The organism is Meridianimarinicoccus zhengii, assembly GCF_003254465.1.
Classification (GTDB): Bacteria; Pseudomonadota; Alphaproteobacteria; order Rhodobacterales; family Rhodobacteraceae; genus Meridianimarinicoccus; species Meridianimarinicoccus zhengii.
In genome coordinates, this window is the sequence record NZ_QDFI01000012.1 from 14,704 (window position 1) to 33,722 (window position 19,019).

Consider the following 19,019-nt stretch of genomic DNA (forward strand, 5'->3'; position numbering starts at 1 on the left):
TCCAGTTTCACGCGGTTTCAAGCCGAACGGGCGCGGCGGTCGCCGTGTCCTGTTCCAGGTAGAAACGGCGCAGCAGGTTCTGCGCGCTCAGCATCCGGTACGCCGCCGACGCCCGCCAATCGCTGAGCGGTCTGAAATCCTGCTCCAGCGCCTTTGCGGCGGCGTCGAACGCGGCCTGCGACCAGACCTGTCCCTGCAACGCCTGTTCGGCTGCCGTGGCACGCTTGGGCGTGGCTGCCATGCCACCGAACGCGATCCGGCTGCGGGTGATGCGCCCTTCCGCGACGGTGACCTGGATCCCGACCGCAACCGACGAGATATCTTCGTCCCGGCGCTTGGAGATCTTGTAGGCGGCGTTGCGGTCGTTCTGCGACGGGATCGGGATGCGGATCGTTTCGACGAACTCGCCGGCGGCGCGATCCTGCTTGCCGTACTCGATGAAGAAATCCTCCAGCGCGACCGTCCGGCGCACATCGCCGCGCCGCAGGACGATCTCGGCCTCGAGCGCAATCAGCACGGGCGGCGTGTCGCCGATGGGCGATCCGTTGGCGATGTTGCCGCCCACAGTACCCATGTTCCGCACCTGCCAGCCCGCGATACGATCCCAGTAGCCCGTCAGGTGCGGCAGGTGTTCGGAAAGGGCGTCCTGGCAGTCGGTATAGCTCGCACCGGCGCCGATGGTCAGGACGTCCCCCTCCATGGCGATGGTCTTCAGCCTGTCGAGATGCCCGGTGAAGATGGCCGGGCCGATGTTGCGCAGGAACTTCGTCACCCACAGGCCGACATCGGTGGCCCCGGCGACGATGGTCGCGTCCGGATACGTCAGAAGGCACGCGGCCAGGTCATCGACGCTGGCGGGAAGAATGCTCAGGTTGTCCGCCGGGCCGGACACCACCCTCGCGTCGCTTTGCAACCGCTTGAGCCGCGCTGTCATGGCCGCCCGCTCGGTATTCAGATGGTCCGCGGCTGGCGTGCCGTAGCGGCTGACCGCGACCGCCGCGCGAACGATTGGCTCATAGCCGGTACAACGGCACAGGTTGCCCTGCAGCGCGGTTTCGACCTGCGCCGCGGTCGGTTCCGGTGTCTGCATCCACAGCGCGTAGAGCGACATGACGAAGCCCGGCGTGCAGAACCCGCACTGGCTGCCGTGATGGTCGATCATCGCCTGCTGCACCGGGTGCAGCCGCCCGTCCGGGCCGCTCAGATGCTCGACGGTCACAACATGGCATCCATCCACCGAGGCGAGGAAGCGGATGCAGGCATTGACCGGCGCATAGACAAGTCCATCCCCCGTCAGCCGCCCCACGAGAACCGTGCAGGCGCCGCAATCCCCCTCGGCGCAGCCTTCCTTGGTTCCGGTCAAGCGGCGGTTCAGCCGCAGGAAATCCAGCAGCGTCTGGCTGGCGGCGACGTCGGGGACGGATACGTCCGTGCCGTTGAGGATGAATCGGATCTCGGTGCGATATGTCATGGTGCCCTCCCGTGGTCCCGGAGCGCAGCGCCGGGCACCAGTTGACCCTAGGGCGATTGTTTGAGTCGAAAAATCGCCGTAACCGGCAAATACTTTCAACAGATCATTGAAAAACGCTCATCGCTGCCGCACTCTCAGGGTGTCCCCGAACGGCACGAGGAACCCCATGTCCTATATCGAAAGCCTTCGGGTGTTCGTCCGTGTGCTGGAACTTGGCAGCATCACCTCCGGTGGCCGCGATCTGCGGCTTACACCTGCCGTGGCAAGCAAACGGCTGAAGGAGTTGGAGAAACGCTTGGGCGTGCGGCTGTTCAACCGCACCACCCGGTCGATGACACCGACCGAGGCCGGCACCGTCTTCTATGAGGAGGCCAAGGCCGTCCTGTTGGCGCTGGAAAACGCCGAGGCGCGCGTGGCCAGCTTTTCTGCCACGCCAAGGGGGGCTATCCGCGTCACCGCGCCGTTGGGCGTCGGGCGCCGGGTCGTCGCGCCGTTGGTGCCGGGTTTCTCGGACAAGTATCCCGAAACCGAGATCCGCATGCGCCTGTCCGACCGCAAGGTGGACATTCTCGCTGACGGGCTCGACATCGCGTTCTTCATCGGCGCGCCGAGCGATTCAAACATGAAGCTGCGCAAGATCGCCGATTGCCAGCGGGTGCTCTGCGCCGCCCCGTCCTACCTGTCGCAGTTCGGAACCCCGCGAACCCCCGAGGACTTGCTGCATGGCGGGCATAATTGCCTTTTGCTGCGCTATCCGCGCTCGCCCGAGTATTTCTGGACCGTGCAGACCGACATGGGGCCGCAAAAGCTGGAGGTTCGCGGCAAGTACGACGCTGATGACGGCGATGTCCTGACCGACTGGGCGCTTGCGGGGCGCGGCATCGTCAACAAGCCGCGGTTCGACGTGCGCGACCATCTTGCATCGGGCCGTCTCGTGGAAGTGCTGCCGGACACGCCGCCCACGCCGACCATTTTCGGATGCCTTTATCCCCACAAGAAACTGCAGGATCCGAAGATCCGGCTTTTCGTCGAACACATCTCGCGATCGAGCAAGGGCATGTTCGCCTGACCGAGCGAACTGCAGCTGGCCTGTCCGGCGGCCACCCTACGGGCGAAGCCGCAGTCGGGCGGTCAAGGGTCGCCCGACGCGGTCGCGTCAACGCGGCGTATCCGTTCGACCCGACATGATCCGGGCAAGCCGGTCGGCATCCGGGAACGAAGGGACCGTGCCGAAGCCCCGAACGGTATGGGCGGCGGCAAGGGTGGCATTGGTCAGGGCGTTCTCGTCGATATCCGTGCCGCGCCGCAATGCCGAACCGACGGCCACGGCCTCGAAACAGTCGCCCGCGCCGGTCACGTCCACGACATCGACAGGCCGGGCGGGCACATGCACGGTGCCGTCGCGACTGCCAAGCATCGCCCCCCCGGCGCCCAAGGTAAGGATGACCTGCTCCGCCCCAGACGCCCGCAACGCGGCTATGGCGGCCTTTCCGGACAAACCTGTCAGCCCGTGGGCTTCGGTTTCGTTGACAAAGAGCGCGGCCAGACCGGGGATGACCCTGGCAAACGCAGGGTCGAAAGGTGACGGGTTCAGAATGACCCGTGCCCCCCGCGCGCGCGCCGCCGCCACGATGTCGACGGTGACGTCAATGTCGAGATTGCCCTGAAGCAGAAGGGCATCGCCCGCCTGCATGTCCCCGACATGCGCGGCAACGTCATCGAATGTCAGGCTTCGGGCGCAGGCATTCGTGGTGACGATCACGTTCTCGCCGTTGTCCTGCGCAAGGATGATCGAGCGGTCGCTGGGGATGTCGTCGCGTTCGACCAGCGCCGTATCGACCGGTTCGCCTGACAGGGCAGCCCGGATCGCAGCGCCTTGCCAGTCCGTACCGACGGCCGCGACGAAGCGCGTGGGCACGCCCGTCCGCGACAGCGCGATGGCCTGGTTCGCCCCCTTGCCGCCCAGTCCGGCATGGCGCGCCTGCCCCAGGACCGACTCGCCCGCCGATGGCAGGGTCCGCACCCGGAGCACCTCGTCGATGGCGGCGTTCCCGAAGACGAATGCTCGGCGCATCTGTTGCGTCCTTTCCTGTCAACGCGGCGGTTCGGACCATGCCGCTGCCTGAATTTCGGGCAATAGCCCCCGATCTGGCAGTCCGGTCGACACATGGCTTGACCGACCTGCGCCGCTGCTTTAGTAAAGCGGTTTAGTAAATGCGTTTACCTAAGCATCGTGCACTTGGGAAGGGGCGAATGCCGGCAAGCCTGAAAGATGTCGCCCGAAAGGCGGGGCTGTCTCCGGCAACCGTGTCGCGGCACATGAACGGCACGCTCGAACTGCCCCCTGAAACGCGGGCGCGGATCGAACGCGCGGTGCGGCAACTCGGCTACCGGCCCAACCCCCACGCGCGGCGGCTGAGCCTCGGGCGGTCGGACACGATCACCCTGATCGTGCCGGACATCGCGAACCCGTTCTTCGCGACCCTCGCCGCGTCGGTCGAACGCACGGCATCGGAACGGGGGATGATCGTGCAATTGCACGCCACCTCGAACGTGGAGGCGCGCGAGATCGCGCTGCTTGAACTCGCCACCGACAACCGTGCCGATGGCGTCGTGTTCTGCACCAATCGCAGGCCCAGTCCCGATGTTGCCACGGCGATGGCCGCCCTGCCCCGTGTCGTCGTCGTGGACGAAGCGGTTCCCGGCGCGCGCGCCCCGCAGATCTATGCGGACAACGCGCAGGGCGGTTACCTTGCGGGCCATCACCTCGCAGGATGGGGACACCGGCGCGTCGCCTATATGGGCGGCGGACAGGCGCTCATGTCCACACGGCAGCGCGCGGAGGGGCTGGAACGCGGCCTGCGCGACGGCAGCGGCGGCGAGACGGTCGCCGTCAGGGTCATGTCAGGGCAGCACGATGTCGCGTCCGGACGCGCGCTTGCCACAGATCTGCTCGACGGGCGCGACAACGCGACGGCGATCTTCGTCGGCTCGGACGAAATCGCCATCGGCGTGATCGAAACCCTGCGCGCGCGGAACGTGCGCATCCCGCGCGACATGTCGCTCGTCAGTTTCGACGGGGCACGCGCGCTGCACCTTTACGACCCGCCGATCACGGCGGTGCGCCAGCCCGCGCAAAGACTGGGTGCGCGGGCGGTCGAGCTGCTGCTCGACGGCGACTGGAAGGATCAGGCCCTGCCGGACCTGGTCGAATACCTGCCGGTGGACCTGATCGAACGCGCGTCCGTCGCGGCGCCGAACACGACAAGAAACGACCAACCAGAACCAGACCGACAGAGGAGTGTGACACCATGAAGACCGGACTGAAATCCGCCTTGCTCGCAACGGCGGCGACACTTGGGCTGACCGCGGGCGCGGCCGGGGCCGAGACCTTTGCGCTTGTGCAGATCAACCAGCAGGCGCTGTTCTTCAACCAGATGAACGCGGGCGCCACCGCCGCTGCCGAAGCGGCGGGCGACGAGCTGGTGATCTTCAATGCCAACAACGACCCGGCGGCACAGAACAGCGCGATCGAGACCTATATCGCGCAGGGCGTGGACGGGATCGTCGTGGTCGCCATCGACGTGAACGGGATCATGCCCGCCGTCCAGCAGGCCGCGGACGCCGGAATTCCCGTCGTCGCAGTGGACGCGGTGTTGCCCGACGGCCCCCATGCAGCGCAGGTCGGCGTGGACAATGTCGAAGCGGGCGGCATGATCGGCGACTATTTCGTCGACTACGTGGCCAGTGACATGGGTGGCACGGCGACGCTGGGGATCGTCGGCGCGCTCAACTCCGCCATCCAGAATATCCGGCAGGACGGGTTCGAGGCCAGCATCGAAGGGGTGGACGGCATCACCGTCGCGGGCATCGTGGACGGCCAGAACGTGCAGGACGTGGCGCTTGGCGCGGCCGAGAACCTGATCACGGCCAACCCGAACCTGAACGCGATCTATGCGACGGGCGAACCCGCGCTTCTCGGCGCCATCGCCGCCGTGGAAAGCCAGGGGCGCACCGGCGACATCAAGGTGTTCGGCTGGGATCTGACCGCGCAGGCGATCCGCGGCATCGACGCGGGCTACGTGGAGGCGGTGATCCAGCAGGACCCGGCCGAAATGGGCGCGACCGCCGTGCGCATCCTGGACGATCTCGTCGGCGGCGGCAGCACGGAGGCGGTGGTCTCCGTTCCCGTGACCATCGTCACGACCGAGAATGTCGACGACTTCCGGAGCATCTTCGAGTGATGTCCACGCAATCGCAGCACGGCGCGATTGCCGGGCCGGGGGGCGTCATGCCCTCCGGTTCCGAGTCCGCGCCAGGCATGACACCGCGCATCAGCTTGCGCGGCATCCGCATGAGCTTCGGATCGATCGAGGCACTGCGCGGTGTCGATCTTGACGTGTATCCCGGCGAATGCGTGGGGCTGATCGGCGACAACGCGGCGGGCAAGTCGACCCTGACGAAGATCATTTCCGGCACCTACGTCCCCGATGCAGGCACCATCGCGGTGGACGGCGAAGAGGTGCGTTTCGCCAACCCCGCCGATGCCCGCGCCCGCCACATCGAGATGGTGTTCCAGGACCTCAGCCTGTGCGACCATATCGACGTGATGGGCAACCTTTTTCTCGGCCGCGAGGTCGCGCGCTGGTCGTTCCTCGACCGTGCGACGATGAAGACCCGCGCCCGCGCCATGCTCGACGATCTCGACATCCGCATCCCGCGCCTGAACGCCCGCGTCGAAAAGCTGTCCGGCGGCCAGCGGCAGGCCATCGCCATTGCGCGCGCGGCGTCGTTCGATCCGCGGGTTCTCATCATGGACGAACCCACATCCGCGCTCGCCGTGGCAGAGGTGGAGGCGGTGCTGCGCCTGATCAACACCCTGAAAGCGCGCGGTGTCGCCGTGATCCTCATCACCCACCGCCTTCAGGACCTGTTCGAGGTCTGCGACCGCATCGCCGTCATGTACGAAGGCACCAAGGTCGCCGAGCGCGCCATCGCCAAGACCAGCCTCGAGGATCTCGTGAAGCTGATCGTCGGCAAGGGGGAGGCGATATGAGCGTCCAGTACACCGAGCGCGGACAGGGATCCGCCATCGCCGATTTCCTGTCGGAGCATGCGCAGGTACTGTCCATCGCGGGCTTCTTCATCGTCTGCGTCGTGTTCTTTTCCGTCATGGCCAGCGCCTTCCTGACGCCGGTGAACCTGCTCAACATCTTGCGGCAGGCGGCGCCGATCCTGGTCGTCGCGGTGGCCATGACCTTCGTCATCATCACCGCGGGGATCGACCTGTCGGTCGGCTCGCAGGTGGCGCTCATCAACGCGGTGGCGGCAATCGCCCTGTCGGGCGGCTGGCTTCCCTGGCCGTTCGTGGTTCTGGCGATGCTGGCACTTGGCGCGCTGATCGGGCTGTTCCAGGGATGGTTCGTGGCGTATCAAGGCATTCCCGCCTTCATCGTCACGCTGGCGGGGCTGTCGATCCTGCGGGGCTTTGCGCTTTACCTGACACAGGGCTATTCCATCCCGATCCCCGACCTGCCGGGCTTTCTGTTTATCGGGCGCGGGCAGATCGGCGGCATTCCGTTCCCGGTGATCGTGTCGGTGGCCATCGCCGTACTTGGCACCGTCGTCCTGTCGCGCACCGTGTATGGCCGCCGCGTCGTCGCCACCGGCTCCAACACCGAGGCCGCGCGCCGCGCCGGGATGCCGGCGCGCGGGACCATCGCGTCGGTCTACATGCTGACGGGCATCGCCAGCGCCGTCGCGGGGCTTCTGATCGCGGCACGGCTCGGGTCCGGGTCCTCCAATGCCGCCGTGGGGTTCGAATTACAGGTGATCGCGGCGGTGGTGCTGGGGGGCACGTCGCTGTTCGGCGGGCGGGGCACGATCCTCGGCACGCTGCTGGGGGCGCTGACCATCGCTGTCATCGGGAACGGCCTGATCCTCATGCATATCTCGCCCTTCTTCACGCAAATCGTCACCGGCACGATCATCCTGATCGCCATCTGGCTCAACACGCGGATCTTCACCGCCAATTTCCGCTTCGGCGGCAAGCGCAGGAAGGGCTGACCATGGCGCAGATATCCGACCGCCCACAGAACGCCATCCGCGAGATTTTCGGGCGCGACAAGGCGCTGATCGGGATGATCCATTGCCCGCCCTTCCCCGGCGCGCCGCGCTATCGCGGCACGTCGCGGGACGACATCCTGTCCTTCTGCCTGCGCGATGCCGAACGGCTTGTCACGGGCGGGATGCACGGGCTGATCGTGGAAAACCACGGTGATATCCCGTTCTCCAAGCCTGACGATATCGGGCCGGAAACCTCGGCTTTCATGTCGGTCGTCGCCGACCGGATCGGGCGGGAATTCGGCGTGCCCATGGGGATCAACGTGCTGGCCAACGCGCCGATCCCGGCCTTCGCCATCGCCGCAGCGTCCGGCGCGGCCTTCATCCGCGTGAACCAGTGGGCCAACGCCTATGTCGCCAACGAGGGTTTCATGGAAGGCCGCGCCGCCGAGGCCCTGCGCTACCGCGCCCAGTTGCGGGCCGAGGGCATCCGGGTGTTCGCCGACAGCCATGTGAAGCACGGCAGCCACGCGATCACCGCCGACCGCAGCGTGACCGAACTGACCCGCGATCTGGCGTTCTTCGACGCGGACGCGGTGATCGCCACCGGCCAGCGCACGGGCGATAGCGCGGCGCTGGACGAGATCGACACGGTGTGCGCGGCAACCCATCTGCCCGTGCTCGTGGGCTCGGGCGTGACACCCGACAACATCGTGCCGATCCTCGAACGGGTGGATGCGGTGATCGTCGCCTCGTCGCTCAAGGAAGGCGGCGTCTGGTGGAACCCGGTGGAGGCCGCCCGTGTGAGCGCCTTCGTGAAGGCCGCGCAACCCGCGTTGGAGCAGCCATGACCCGGATATCCGACCGGATCCTGGCCGACAACGACGCGGTTCTGTCCCGGATGCTGGACCATCCCTTCGTGCGGCAGATCGCGGCGGGCACACTGCCCGTGCAGGGCTGGCACCGCTATCTCGTCTACGAGGGCGCCTTCGTGGACACGGCGGTTTCGATCTTCGCCTATGCGACCGCCAAGGCACCCGACCTGCACAGCAAGCGCTGGCTGATCGGGGTTCAGGATGCGCTGGTGCGCGACCAGATCCCCTATTTCGAGGACAGCTTCGCCACGCTGGGGATCGACCGCCACATAGCGATCCCACCATCGGTGCGCGCCTTCGACGACGGGATGCTCGCCATCGCGCGGGACGGCGATTTCGCAGATATCGTCACGGCGATGTTCGCCGCCGAGTGGATGTACTGGACATGGTGCAGCCGGGCCGCGGCCCATCCCATCGCGGACCCGCATATCCGCCGCTGGATCGACCTGCACGCGGATGACGGCTTCGCGGCGCAGGCACGGTGGCTGAAAGACACCATCGACCGGGTGGCAGCGCCCGCCGATCTGGCCCGCTTGAGCTCGATCTTCGGGCGGGTGACCGAACTGGAAATCGCCTTTCACGATGCGCCGCTGATCGGCATGACGGAGCCCTCCGATGCATGACACCCCCAGCCCGACCGTCGCCACCGTGACCGGCCCGGTGCCGCGCGTCGCCCTTGGCGTCACGCTGATGCACGAGCATATCCTGAACGACTGCACCTGCTGGTGGCGCGGGCGGGACCCGGATTTCGCGTCGCCCATACGCGACCTGCCGGTCAGCGCGTCGATCCTGTCGCAACTCAAGCATGACCCTTTCGCCAGCCGCGACAATTGCGGGCTGGACGACGAAGCGATGGCCGTGGCCGAACTGCTGAAGTTCCGGGCCGAAGGCGGTGGCACCGTGCTCGACCCAACGTGCCGCGGCATCGGCCGGTCGCCCGAAGCGCTGGTGCGGATCGCGCAGGCGACCGGGCTGAACATCGTGATGGGGTCGGGGTACTACCTGCACTCGTCCCACCCGCCGGAACTGGCCGCCATGACGGCCGAGGACATCGCGGCTGAACTGGTCCACGAACACCGCCGCGGGGTCGGGCCGGAGCATGTGCCCATCGGCATCATCGGCGAGATCGGCGTGAGCGCCGATTTCACGTCCGAAGAACGCAAGAGCCTGCGCGGCGCGGCCATCGCGGCGCTGGACACGGGCCTGCCGCTGATGATTCACCTGCCGGGCTGGGAACGGCTCGCGCATGACGTTCTGGACGCGGTCGCCGGCGAGGGACAGCCGCTCGACCGGGTAATCCTGTGCCACATGAACCCGTCCTGGGACGATGGCGATTACCAGCGGTCGCTGGCCGACCGGGGTGCCTTCCTTGAATACGACATGATCGGGATGGACTACTGGTACGACGACCAGCAGGTGCAATGCCCGTCCGACGCCGATTGTGCTGCGGCCATCGCGGCGCTGGCGCGCGGCGGGTATCTCGACCGTTTGCTGCTGTCGCAGGACGTGTTCCTGAAGATGATGCTGACCGCGTTCGGCGGCAACGGCTACGCCCATGTGCAGCGCCACTTCCTGCCCCGGCTTCTGCGGGCCGGGCTGAGCGAGGCCGATCTCGACCGGCTCATGATCGCCAATCCCGCCGCCGCCCTGTGCGCCTATACAACACCGGAGACGACACCATGACGAAACTGCTTCTCGTGGGCGAAAGCTGGGTCAGCGCCGCGACCCATTACAAGGGCTTCGACCAGTTCGGCAGCACGACCTTCCACACCGGCGCGGACCGCTTCGTCGAAGGCATGGCCCGTGCGGGCATCGACGTGACCTACATGAAGGCCCACGAGGCGGCGGAGGCATTCCCCTATACCGCCGAAGACCTGTCCGCGTGGGACGTGGTGATGCTGTCGGATATCGGGGCGAACACGCTGCTGCTGCCGCCAGCGGTCTGGCTGCGCGGAGAGCGTGTACCCAACCGGCTGAAAGCGATCGAGGCTTACGTGCGCGGCGGCGGCGGGCTAATCATGGTCGGCGGCTACCTGACCTTTCAGGGCATCGACGGGCGCGGGCGCTGGCACCGCACCCCGGTCGAATCCGCGCTGCCCGTGACCTGCCTGCCCGTGGACGACCGGGTCGAATTGCCCGAGGGCGCGGTGCCCGAGGTGGTGACACCCGGCCATCCGATCCTGTCCGGCGTCCCGTCCGACTGGCCCTACCTGCTGGGCGTGAACGAGATCGTGCCGAAGGCCGAGGGCGCGGAGGTCGTGCTGCGCCTGCCCGCGGATCAAGGCGGCCTGCCGCTGCTCGTCACGGGTCAGCACGGCGCGGGCCGGTCGGTCGCATGGGCGTCCGACATGAGCGAACACTGGCTGCCGAAACCGTTCCTCGACTGGCCGGGCTATGACGCGCTGTTTGCCAACATGGTCCGCTGGGCCGCCGACGGGACCTGATCCCCGCGGCCGGCAGGGGGGGACACAGAGCGCCGCTTTTCTGAGCGACCGCACGAATAAAAGGCATTACCTGCGTGTCATCGGCGGTGCCGGTGACGGCGGCACTGGACACAGGGCACGGCGCTGGTAATGTCACAGGACACATGGCTTGAAGAGCCAAAGGCAACCGCGCCCCGTCCGACCTCCCCGCAGGAGGTCACGGGGCTTTTTTTATGGACCCGTCCCGGCGATGACCTTGCGACTTGGCCTCATGTTCTCGACGACCGGCAGTTACGCGGCGCTCGGGCAAAGCGCGCTGGCGGGTGCGCTCGGCGCGATCGAGGCGCTTGGACAGCGCCATGGCCATGTCATCGCACCCGTGGTGGCGGATCCGGGCGGGGACATCGCCGCCTATGACCGGATCGCGCGGGGCCTGCTGGAAAGCGGCGTGCGCCATATCGTCGGCGCGATCACGTCGTCTAGCCGGAAGGAGCTGATCCCCCTGCTGGAACGCTATGGCGGCCTGCTGTGGTATCCCTGCCCCTATGAAGGGTTCGAAAGCAACGATCACGTCGTCTATCTGGGTGCCTCGCCCAATCATCATGTCGTGCCCGTCGCCGACTGGATCGCGGCGCAGGGGCTGCGGCAGGTCTATCTTGTCGGGTCAAACTATGTCTGGGGCTGGGAAACGCTGCGGCTGGCGCGCGAATGTCTCGTGGCACGCGGGCTCGACATCGTGGGCGAAAGATTCGTGCCGCTTGGTGCGGTGACGCCGGACCACATCATCGATGAAATCGCGGAACAGCGGGCGGATTGCGTCGTGGACAGCCTGATCGGGCCCTCCAATGTCAGCCTGCTGCGCGGGCTCGACGCCCGCAGGACATCGGGCGCCGACCCCGTGCAGGTCGTGAGCTTCAATCAGACCGAGGCGGATCTGGACGACATCGGGACCGCGGCGAACGGGTTACTGGCGGCGGGCAGCTTCTTCGAACCCGACGCCGGTGACGATCTCCGTACCGCGGCCCGGCGCCATGCGCCGAACGGGCGGGTGTCGTCATTCATGGCCACGTCCCACGCCGCCGTGGAAATCCTGTTCGCAGCCGCGCAGCAGGCCGGGACGGACGATCCCGCAGCCGTGTTCCGGGCGGCGACCGCGGCGCCGGTCCCCACCGTCATGGGCGATATCGCCATCGATCCGGTTCTGCGGCACGCGATGCTGACCCCGAAACTGTCCATCGCCGAACAGGGCCGGTTCAGGATCGTGCAGCGCGCCGACGGCCCGATCCCTGCCGACCCTTACATGACCGGCCAGCCGCCAACCCCCACCCGCGCCAGCCCCGACCCGTGGCCCAACCCGAGGCCCAATCTGAGGATCGTCTCATGAGAAGCGCGCCGATACACAATTTCCGCGGAAACACAGCGATCGTCCTCGTGCGCTCGCCCGAGATCGGTGCGCGGATCAAGGACCGCTGCGACCGGCTGGGCGTAAAATCGCATGTCCGGAGCACGGATCTGGACAGCGACACGGCTGCCATCGCGGATATCCTCGTGATCGACATCGATACCGCCGACGATGCCATGCTGCCATGGCCGCGCGGGGCAGCGCCGGTGCCGGTGATCGGGCTGATCGGGTCGGAAAGCCCCGGGCGGCTGGCCTGGGCGCTGGCACAGGAGATCGACGCCTTCCTGCCGGTCGCCGGACTTGGCAACCTGTTCTCGGCTATGGTGATCGCGCACGAGATTTTTGCCCGGAAGGCGGATCGCGCGGCCCGCGATGCGGAACAGGCCCGCCGCCGCGGCGGGCGGCTCGACGTGATCCGCGCCGTGCTGTCGCTGATGCAGGACGGGCGGGACGAGGCGCTCGCGCTGAAACAGTTGCGCGCCATGGCCATGGTCGAACAGATCAGCCTCGAAGAGGCCGCCGTGAAGTTGCTGCACGACCGGGGACTCGCCGGGGGCAAGCGGGCATGAGCGTGGCTGAGGCCTTTCGCCCGCGGCAGCGGGGGCGCGTGCGCGCGGTCCTGCTGGAACTGCTGCGGCGGCCCCGTGCGGCCTTCGGGCTTGCCGTGATCGCGCTTATGGTCGTCTGCGCGGTGTTCGCGCCCTGGATCATGCCGCACGACCCCTTCGCGCAAAGCTTCGACGGGCTCGATCTGATGGGCGGGCCGCTGCCGCCGGGCGGCGCCTACCCGCTGGGCACCGATCTTCTGGGCCGGGATCTCGCGTCGCGCCTGATCCTCGGCACGCGCACGTCGCTCATCATCGGGGTGGTGGCGAACGGCACGGCGGTGATCCTCGGCGCAGGCGTCGGCATCGCGGCGGGGTATTTCGGCGGCTGGACCGCGGCGATCCTGATGCGCTTCACCGACCTGATGATGGCCTTCCCGGCGCTGCTGCTGGCGATCGTGCTGGCGGCAATCTTCCAGCCCAGCCTGATGATCGTCGCGCTGGTGATCGCCATGGTCAACTGGGTGCAAATGAGCCGCGTGATCTATACCGAAACCCGCAGTCTGGCCGAGCGGGAATTCATCCAGGTCCAGCGCGCCATCGGCTCGTCCCCCCTGCGCATTCTCGGCAAGCACATCCTGCCGCATCTTCTGTCGTCGATCATCGTGTTCGGCACGCTTGGCATTTCCACCACCGTCCTGCTGGAGGCGACACTGAGCTTCCTTGGCGTGGGCGTGCAGCCGCCGATGCCGAGCTGGGGCAACATCATCTTCGAGAACCAGACCTATTTCTCCACCGCGCCGTGGCTGGTGTTCTTTCCGGGCCTGCTGATCGTGCTGCTGGCGCTGGCTTTCAACCTTGTGGGCGACGCGCTGCGCGATGTCCTCGACCCGACGCTGAAGGGACGCCACGGATGAGCGGCTATCTGGTCCGGCGCCTGGTCGAAAGCGCGCTGATCCTGCTGGGGATCACCTTCGTCACCTTCGTGCTGCTCTACCTGCTGCCGGCCGATCCCGCGCGCCAGATCGCCGGACGGTCGGCCACGGCGGAAACCGTCGCCAGTATCCGCGACCAGCTCGGGCTGAACGATCCGCTCCTGCTGCAGTATGTCCGCTATCTCGGGAACCTGCTCCAGGGCGACATGGGCCGGTCCTATCTTCAGCGGGCGGAGGTGGCCGACCTGATCGCGTCGCGCCTGCCCGCGTCGCTGCTGCTGATGGTGTCCGCCATCGTGACCGAACTGATCCTCGGTCTCACCATCGGCGTCATCGCCGCCCTGCGCCGCAACCGTCCCGCGGATCACGGGTTGATGATCTTCAGCTTCGTGTCGATCTCGGCCCCGCAATTCGTGATCGGCATCCTGCTGCTCTATGTCTTCGCCGTGCAGCTGGGGTGGTTCCCCATCGGCGGCTACGGCACCTTCGCGCACCTCGTGCTGCCGTCGATCACGCTCGGGTTTCTTGGCGCGGGCTGGTACAGCCGCATGATGCGGTCGTCCATGATCGACGTGCTGGGGCAGGATTTCGTGCGCACGGCCCGCGCCAAGGGCCTGTCGAAGCTGCGCATCATCACCCGACACGTGATGCCCAACGCGATCCTGCCGATCATCGCCATGATCGGCATCGACATCGGGCTGTTCATGTCGGGCATCGTCGTCGTCGAATCCGTCTTCGGCTGGCCCGGGATCGGCCAGCTTGCGTGGCAGGCGATCCAGCGCGTGGATATTCCCGTCATCATGGGCGTCACGCTGGTGTCGGCCACGGCCATCGTGCTCGGCAACCTGATCGCCGATCTCGTGGCACCGCTCATCGATCCCCGCATCAAGACCAAATGAAAACCGACAGAGGAGAAAGACACATGAAAAGCATGATGATGACCCGATTGATGGCCGGTGTCGCCGGTCTGGCGCTCGCCGCAGGCGGTGCGCTTGCGCAAGTGGACGAGGACGCGCCGCAGGGCGGCGAGATGGTCGTGACCTACCAGGACGACGTGGCCACGCTCGACCCCGCGATCGGGTATGACTGGCAGAACTGGTCGATGATCAAGTCGCTGTTCGACGGGCTGATGGGCTATGAGCCTGGCACGACGACGCTGCGCAACGAACTGGCGGCCAGCCACGAGATTTCCGAAGATGGCATGGTGCATACCTTCGTGCTGAAGGACGGCATCATGTTCCACAACGGCCGCGAGATTACGGCGGAGGATGTGAAATACTCGCTCGAGCGCGTGACCAACCCCGAAACGCGCAGCCCGGGCGCCGGCTTCTTCGGCATGATCGCGGGCTTCGATGAATGGAACGCGGGCGAAGGTGAGGGGCTGAGCGGCGTCGAGGTGATCGACGACAAGACCGTGCAGATCACCCTGTCCCGGCCCGACGCGACGTTCAGCCATGTCATGGCGCTCAACTTCGCGTCCATCGTGCCGCGCGAGGCGGTCGAAGCCTCGGGCGAGGATTTCGGGCGTGAACCCGTCGGCTCCGGCGCATTCCGGCTGGCGGAATGGGTACCCGGCCAGCGGCTCGTGTTCGAACGGTTCGAGGATTATCACCGTGCGGGCGTGCCCAAGCTGGATCAGGTGACCTTCAACATCGGGCTGGACCCGACCGTGGCCCTGCTGCGGCTGCAAAGCGGCGAAGCGGACGTGCCGGGCGACGGCATCCCGCCCGCGCAGTTCCTGCAGGTCATGAACGACCCCGCACAGGCGGAGAACGTGGTCGAAGGCGGCCAGCTTCACACCGGCTACATCACGCTCAACACGCAGATGGCGCCGTTCGACAACGTGGAGGTGCGTCGCGCCGTGAACATGGCGATCAACAAGGACCGGATCGTCCAGATGATCAACGGGCGCGCCGTGCCCGCCAACCAGCCGCTGCCGCCCACGATGCCCGGCTATGCCCCCGACTATGAAGGCTATGCCTACGATCCCGAAGCGGCGCGCGAGATGCTGGCCGAGGCGGGCTTCCCCGACGGGTTCACCACCGAGCTTTACGTGATGAACGTTGACCCGAACCCGCGCATCGCGCAGGCCATCCAGCAGGACCTGGCGGAGATCGGCATCACCGCCGATATCCGGAGCCTTGCGCAATCCAACGTCATCGCGGCGGGCGGCGAGGCCGACCAGGCGCCGATGATCTGGTCGGGCGGCATGGCCTGGATCGCGGATTTCCCCGATCCGTCGAACTTCTACGGGCCCATCCTCGGCTGCGCGGGCGCGGTGCCCGGTGGCTGGAACTGGTCGTGGTATTGCAACGAGGAGCTCGATGCGCGGGCGGCGGAGGCCGATGCCATGGCCGACCCGGCCATGGCCGAGGAACGCGAGGCCGCGTGGCGGTCGATCTATGTGGACATCATGGCCGACGCGCCCTGGGTGCCGGTGTTCAACGAACAGCGGTTCACGCTGGTGTCCGACAACATGGCCGGCGACGACAGCCTGTTCGTGGACCCGGTGCACATCCCGGTCAACTACGACTACATCTACTCGGCCACGGCGGAATGAACGATGTGCAAGGCTTGTGACTATACCATTCACGGCCGCCATCACCACGGGTGGGATCATTCGATCCCGCCCGCACAGGTGGTGGCACCCGGCAGCCGTGTCTATTTCCACTGTCTCGACAGTTCCGGCGGGCAGTTTACCCGCGACAGCACGACGGCGGATGTCCCGAACCTCGATTTCGGCAAGATCAACCCCGTGACCGGGCCGGTCTATGTGGACGGGGCCGAGCCGGGCGACATCCTGAAGATCACACTGGAACAGTTCCACCCGTCCGGCTTCGGCTGGACGGCGAACATTCCCGGCTTCGGGCTGCTTGCCGACCAGTTCAAGGAACCGCATCTGAAGGTGTGGGACTACGATCCCGACACGCTGGCGCCGTCGCTGTTCTCGGACATCGCGAAGGTGCCGCTGAAGCCCTTTGCCGGGACCATCGGGCTTGCCCCGGCCGAACCCGGCCTGCATTCCGTTGTGCCGCCACGACGTATGGGCGGCAATCTCGATATCCGTGATCTGGCCGCGGGGTCGGTCCTTTACCTGCCGGTGGAGGTCGAGGGCGCGCTGTTCTCGGTCGGGGACACGCACGCGGCGCAGGGCGACGGCGAGGTCTGCGGAACCGCCATCGAAAGCCCGATGGATGTCGAGATCACGCTGGATCTCATCAAGCAGGAGCCACTCGCCTTTCCGCGGTTCTCGACGCCGGGACCGGTCACGCGGCATCTCGACGCCAAAGGCTACGAGGCCACGACCGGCATCGGGCCGGACATGATGGAAGGCGCCCGCGCCGCGGTGTCGGGCATGATCGACCTGCTGGGCAAGCAGCACGGCCTGTCGGCGGAGGATGCGTATCTGCTCTGCTCGGTCGCGGGAGATCTGCGCATCTCGGAAATCGTGGACATGCCCAACTGGGTGGTGTCGTTCTATTTCCCGCGGGTCGTATTCGAATGACGCGAGACAATGACAGCGGACGGGGCGACGACGCGCGCCCCGTCCTGTCGGTGCGCGACCTGACGGTGCAGGTCGCGACCGGCGCGGGCGGCAAGACCGTTCTCGACCACCTGTCCTTCGATCTGCATCGGGGCGAAACGGTCGCCCTGGCCGGTGAAAGCGGATCGGGAAAGTCCATGACCGCCCTTGCGATCATGGGGCTGTTGCCGCGCCCCATGGCGCGGATCACCGAAGGCACCATCCGGCTGGGCGACCGCAACATCGCGGGGTTGTCGGACCGGGCGTATCGCGCCATCCGCGCGCGGCGGATCTCCATGATCTTCCAGGAACCGATGACTTCGCTGAACCCGCTGATGACCGTCGAGCGGCAGTTGTGCGAGGTACTGCTGGAACATGACATGTGCACCCGCGACGCGGCCCCGGCGCGAGCGTTGAAGCTGCTGCGCGACCTGCGCCTGACCGACCCCGAGCGGCGGCTGAAACAGTACCCGCACGAATTGTCCGGCGGCATGCGGCAGCGCGTGATGATCGCCATCGCGCTGGCCTGCGAGCCCGAGATCCTCATTGCGGACGAACCGACCACCGCGCTCGATGTCACCGTCCAGGCCGAGATCCTCGACCTGATCCGGCTGTTGCAGAAGGAACGTGGCACCGCCGTCCTCATGATCACCCATGACATGGGCGTGGTGGCGGAAATGGCCGATCGGGCCATCGTCATGCGCGCGGGCCAGCCGGTGGAGGCGTCCTCGGTCGAACGCCTGTTCAGCGCACCCAGTTCCGAATACGCCAAGGGACTGCTCGCCGCGGTGCCCCGGCTTGGCGCCGCGCCTCCCCGCCCCCCGCGCAGCCCGGGGCAAAAGGTCGTCGAGGTTTCGGACCTGAGCGTGCGCTTCGACGTGAAAGGCGGCATCCTGAACCGGCCCGTCGCGCGGCTGCACGCCGTCGAGGGCGTGTCCTTCGATATCCGGGTGGGGGAAACGCTTGCGCTGGTGGGCGAATCCGGGTCCGGCAAGTCTACCATCGGCAAGGCTCTGCTGGGCCTCGTGCCGTGGGAGGGCGCGGTGCGGATCGACGGCAGGCACACGAAGGGTCTGTCGCGCCGATCCATGCGGCCCGTGCTGCGCGACATCCAGATGGTGTTCCAGGATCCCGGCGCATCGCTGGATTCGCGGATGACGGTGGGCGAGCAGGTCGTGGAACCCCTACGCGTCCATGGGCTGGCCAGCGGGTCGGAACTGACGGACCGCGCGGAATTCCTGTTCCGCCGGGTGGGCCTGTCCGCCGACATGCTAGGGCGCTTTCCGCACGAATTTTCCGGCGGGCAGCGCCAGCGGGTCTGCATCGCCCGCGCGCTCAGCCTGTCGCCGAAGGTGATCGTCGCCGACGAAAGCGTCTCGGCACTGGATGTTTCGGTGCAGGCACAGGTTCTCGATCTTCTGCAGGAATTGCAGGACGAGGACGGGCTGTCCTATCTCTTCATCACCCATGACATGGCCGTGGTGGACCAGGTAGCCGACCGCATCATGGTGATGCGCCTCGGTCAGGTCATGGAAGAGGGGCCGCGCGACGCCGTCCTGCGCGACCCGCGTCATCCCTATACCCGCAGGCTTCTGGCGGCGGTTCCGGTGCCCGATCCGACACGGCTGCGCCAGCCGCAGCCCCCGGCGCCGGAATCGCAAAGCCCGATGCTGCCGCTTGGGGCAGTCTTTCCGCGCGTACGTCTGGAACAGGTGTCGGGCGAACATCGCGTCGCCGTCGCCTGACGCAGGTTCCCGCACCACACGGCAACGCGATGGCACG

General features: G+C 66.8%; 18 protein-coding genes. 16 read left to right on the top strand and 2 right to left on the bottom strand.

The genetic code is table 11. The features are described from left to right. Nucleotides 1–7: 7 nt before the first annotated feature. Complete coding sequence (xdhA, locus tag DDE13_RS05760; RefSeq protein ID WP_111402366.1) at nucleotides 8–1,471, bottom strand: xanthine dehydrogenase small subunit; 1,464 nt, start codon at nucleotides 1,469–1,471, stop codon at nucleotides 8–10. 166 nt (nucleotides 1,472–1,637) lie between these two features. Between xdhA and DDE13_RS05765 the strand changes: the two genes are divergently transcribed. Beyond that, nucleotides 1,638–2,540 (top strand): LysR family transcriptional regulator, encoded by a 903-nt coding sequence (locus DDE13_RS05765; RefSeq protein WP_111402368.1) that lies wholly within the window; start codon nucleotides 1,638–1,640, stop codon nucleotides 2,538–2,540. A gap of 87 nt (nucleotides 2,541–2,627) precedes the next feature. Here the strand turns inward: DDE13_RS05765 and DDE13_RS05770 are convergent, their stop codons facing one another. Next, on the bottom strand, nucleotides 2,628–3,545 hold the full coding sequence (locus DDE13_RS05770) for a PfkB family carbohydrate kinase (protein ID WP_111402370.1): 918 nt from the start codon (nucleotides 3,543–3,545) through the stop codon (nucleotides 2,628–2,630). A 179-nt stretch (nucleotides 3,546–3,724) separates the two neighbouring features. Here DDE13_RS05770 and DDE13_RS05775 point away from each other — a divergent pair, with 179 nt between their 5' ends. The 15 genes from DDE13_RS05775 (at nucleotide 3,725) to DDE13_RS05845 (ending at nucleotide 18,982) form a co-directional block, all read left to right on the top strand. Further along, a complete protein-coding gene (locus DDE13_RS05775) occupies nucleotides 3,725–4,786 on the top strand; it encodes a LacI family DNA-binding transcriptional regulator (RefSeq protein WP_111402372.1) in 1,062 nt (353 codons plus the stop codon). Then, nucleotides 4,783–5,715, top strand: coding sequence for a substrate-binding domain-containing protein (locus DDE13_RS05780; protein ID WP_111402374.1), 933 nt, complete (start codon nucleotides 4,783–4,785; stop codon nucleotides 5,713–5,715). The genes DDE13_RS05775 and DDE13_RS05780 overlap by 4 nt, the downstream gene beginning before the upstream one ends. 77 nt (nucleotides 5,716–5,792) lie before the next feature. Beyond that, on the top strand, nucleotides 5,793–6,527 hold the full coding sequence (locus DDE13_RS05785) for an ATP-binding cassette domain-containing protein (RefSeq protein WP_235868603.1): 735 nt from the start codon (nucleotides 5,793–5,795) through the stop codon (nucleotides 6,525–6,527). Next, nucleotides 6,524–7,537 carry an ABC transporter permease gene (locus DDE13_RS05790; protein ID WP_111402378.1) on the top strand — a complete coding sequence of 338 codons (1,014 nt, stop codon included), beginning with the start codon at nucleotides 6,524–6,526 and terminating at the stop codon, nucleotides 7,535–7,537. The genes DDE13_RS05785 and DDE13_RS05790 overlap by 4 nt, the downstream gene beginning before the upstream one ends. A 2-nt stretch (nucleotides 7,538–7,539) precedes the next feature. Beyond that, nucleotides 7,540–8,385, top strand: coding sequence for a BtpA/SgcQ family protein (locus tag DDE13_RS05795; RefSeq protein WP_111402380.1), 846 nt, complete (start codon nucleotides 7,540–7,542; stop codon nucleotides 8,383–8,385). Next, nucleotides 8,382–9,032, top strand: a complete 651-nt coding sequence (locus DDE13_RS05800) for a TenA family protein (protein WP_111402382.1) — start codon at nucleotides 8,382–8,384, stop codon at nucleotides 9,030–9,032. Before DDE13_RS05795 ends, DDE13_RS05800 begins: the two co-directional genes overlap by 4 nt. After that, nucleotides 9,025–10,092, top strand: a complete 1,068-nt coding sequence (locus DDE13_RS05805; RefSeq protein ID WP_111402384.1) for a phosphotriesterase family protein — start codon at nucleotides 9,025–9,027, stop codon at nucleotides 10,090–10,092. Before DDE13_RS05800 ends, DDE13_RS05805 begins: the two co-directional genes overlap by 8 nt. Beyond that, nucleotides 10,089–10,853, top strand: a complete 765-nt coding sequence (locus DDE13_RS05810; RefSeq protein WP_111402386.1) for a glutamine amidotransferase — start codon at nucleotides 10,089–10,091, stop codon at nucleotides 10,851–10,853. Before DDE13_RS05805 ends, DDE13_RS05810 begins: the two co-directional genes overlap by 4 nt. A gap of 229 nt (nucleotides 10,854–11,082) precedes the next feature. Then, nucleotides 11,083–12,216: a transporter substrate-binding protein gene (locus DDE13_RS05815; RefSeq protein WP_111402388.1), complete on the top strand. Its 1,134-nt coding sequence runs from the start codon at nucleotides 11,083–11,085 to the stop codon at nucleotides 12,214–12,216. Beyond that, nucleotides 12,213–12,803 carry a transcriptional antiterminator gene (locus DDE13_RS05820; protein WP_111402390.1) on the top strand — a complete coding sequence of 197 codons (591 nt, stop codon included), beginning with the start codon at nucleotides 12,213–12,215 and terminating at the stop codon, nucleotides 12,801–12,803. Before DDE13_RS05815 ends, DDE13_RS05820 begins: the two co-directional genes overlap by 4 nt. Then, complete coding sequence (locus DDE13_RS05825) at nucleotides 12,800–13,696, top strand: ABC transporter permease (protein ID WP_111402392.1); 897 nt, start codon at nucleotides 12,800–12,802, stop codon at nucleotides 13,694–13,696. Before DDE13_RS05820 ends, DDE13_RS05825 begins: the two co-directional genes overlap by 4 nt. Then, entirely contained in the window at nucleotides 13,693–14,613 is a 921-nt protein-coding gene (locus tag DDE13_RS05830; protein WP_111402394.1) for an ABC transporter permease, read from the top strand. Before DDE13_RS05825 ends, DDE13_RS05830 begins: the two co-directional genes overlap by 4 nt. 38 nt (nucleotides 14,614–14,651) lie before the next feature. Then, a complete protein-coding gene (locus DDE13_RS05835; protein ID WP_447248480.1) occupies nucleotides 14,652–16,274 on the top strand; it encodes an ABC transporter substrate-binding protein in 1,623 nt (540 codons plus the stop codon). A 3-nt stretch (nucleotides 16,275–16,277) separates the two neighbouring features. Further along, nucleotides 16,278–17,219, top strand: a complete 942-nt coding sequence (locus tag DDE13_RS05840) for an acetamidase/formamidase family protein (protein ID WP_111402396.1) — start codon at nucleotides 16,278–16,280, stop codon at nucleotides 17,217–17,219. Beyond that, nucleotides 17,216–18,982: an ABC transporter ATP-binding protein gene (locus DDE13_RS05845; RefSeq protein ID WP_111402398.1), complete on the top strand. Its 1,767-nt coding sequence runs from the start codon at nucleotides 17,216–17,218 to the stop codon at nucleotides 18,980–18,982. Before DDE13_RS05840 ends, DDE13_RS05845 begins: the two co-directional genes overlap by 4 nt. Nucleotides 18,983–19,019: the final 37 nt, after the last annotated feature.

Coding starts and splice junctions, on each gene's coding strand:
- DDE13_RS05840 (WP_111402396.1), top strand. CDS start 16,278: ATGTGCAAGGCTTGTGACTATACCATTCACGGCCGCCATCACCACGGG.
- xdhA (WP_111402366.1), bottom strand. CDS start 1,471: ATGACATATCGCACCGAGATCCGATTCATCCTCAACGGCACGGACGTA.
- DDE13_RS05830 (WP_111402394.1), top strand. CDS start 13,693: ATGAGCGGCTATCTGGTCCGGCGCCTGGTCGAAAGCGCGCTGATCCTG.
- DDE13_RS05825 (WP_111402392.1), top strand. CDS start 12,800: ATGAGCGTGGCTGAGGCCTTTCGCCCGCGGCAGCGGGGGCGCGTGCGC.
- DDE13_RS05790 (WP_111402378.1), top strand. CDS start 6,524: ATGAGCGTCCAGTACACCGAGCGCGGACAGGGATCCGCCATCGCCGAT.
- DDE13_RS05800 (WP_111402382.1), top strand. CDS start 8,382: ATGACCCGGATATCCGACCGGATCCTGGCCGACAACGACGCGGTTCTG.
- DDE13_RS05805 (WP_111402384.1), top strand. CDS start 9,025: ATGCATGACACCCCCAGCCCGACCGTCGCCACCGTGACCGGCCCGGTG.
- DDE13_RS05835 (WP_447248480.1), top strand. CDS start 14,652: ATGACCCGATTGATGGCCGGTGTCGCCGGTCTGGCGCTCGCCGCAGGC.
- DDE13_RS05815 (WP_111402388.1), top strand. CDS start 11,083: ATGACCTTGCGACTTGGCCTCATGTTCTCGACGACCGGCAGTTACGCG.
- DDE13_RS05845 (WP_111402398.1), top strand. CDS start 17,216: ATGACGCGAGACAATGACAGCGGACGGGGCGACGACGCGCGCCCCGTC.
- DDE13_RS05810 (WP_111402386.1), top strand. CDS start 10,089: ATGACGAAACTGCTTCTCGTGGGCGAAAGCTGGGTCAGCGCCGCGACC.
- DDE13_RS05775 (WP_111402372.1), top strand. CDS start 3,725: ATGCCGGCAAGCCTGAAAGATGTCGCCCGAAAGGCGGGGCTGTCTCCG.
- DDE13_RS05795 (WP_111402380.1), top strand. CDS start 7,540: ATGGCGCAGATATCCGACCGCCCACAGAACGCCATCCGCGAGATTTTC.
- DDE13_RS05820 (WP_111402390.1), top strand. CDS start 12,213: ATGAGAAGCGCGCCGATACACAATTTCCGCGGAAACACAGCGATCGTC.
- DDE13_RS05785 (WP_235868603.1), top strand. CDS start 5,793: ATGACACCGCGCATCAGCTTGCGCGGCATCCGCATGAGCTTCGGATCG.
- DDE13_RS05770 (WP_111402370.1), bottom strand. CDS start 3,545: ATGCGCCGAGCATTCGTCTTCGGGAACGCCGCCATCGACGAGGTGCTC.
- DDE13_RS05780 (WP_111402374.1), top strand. CDS start 4,783: ATGAAGACCGGACTGAAATCCGCCTTGCTCGCAACGGCGGCGACACTT.
- DDE13_RS05765 (WP_111402368.1), top strand. CDS start 1,638: ATGTCCTATATCGAAAGCCTTCGGGTGTTCGTCCGTGTGCTGGAACTT.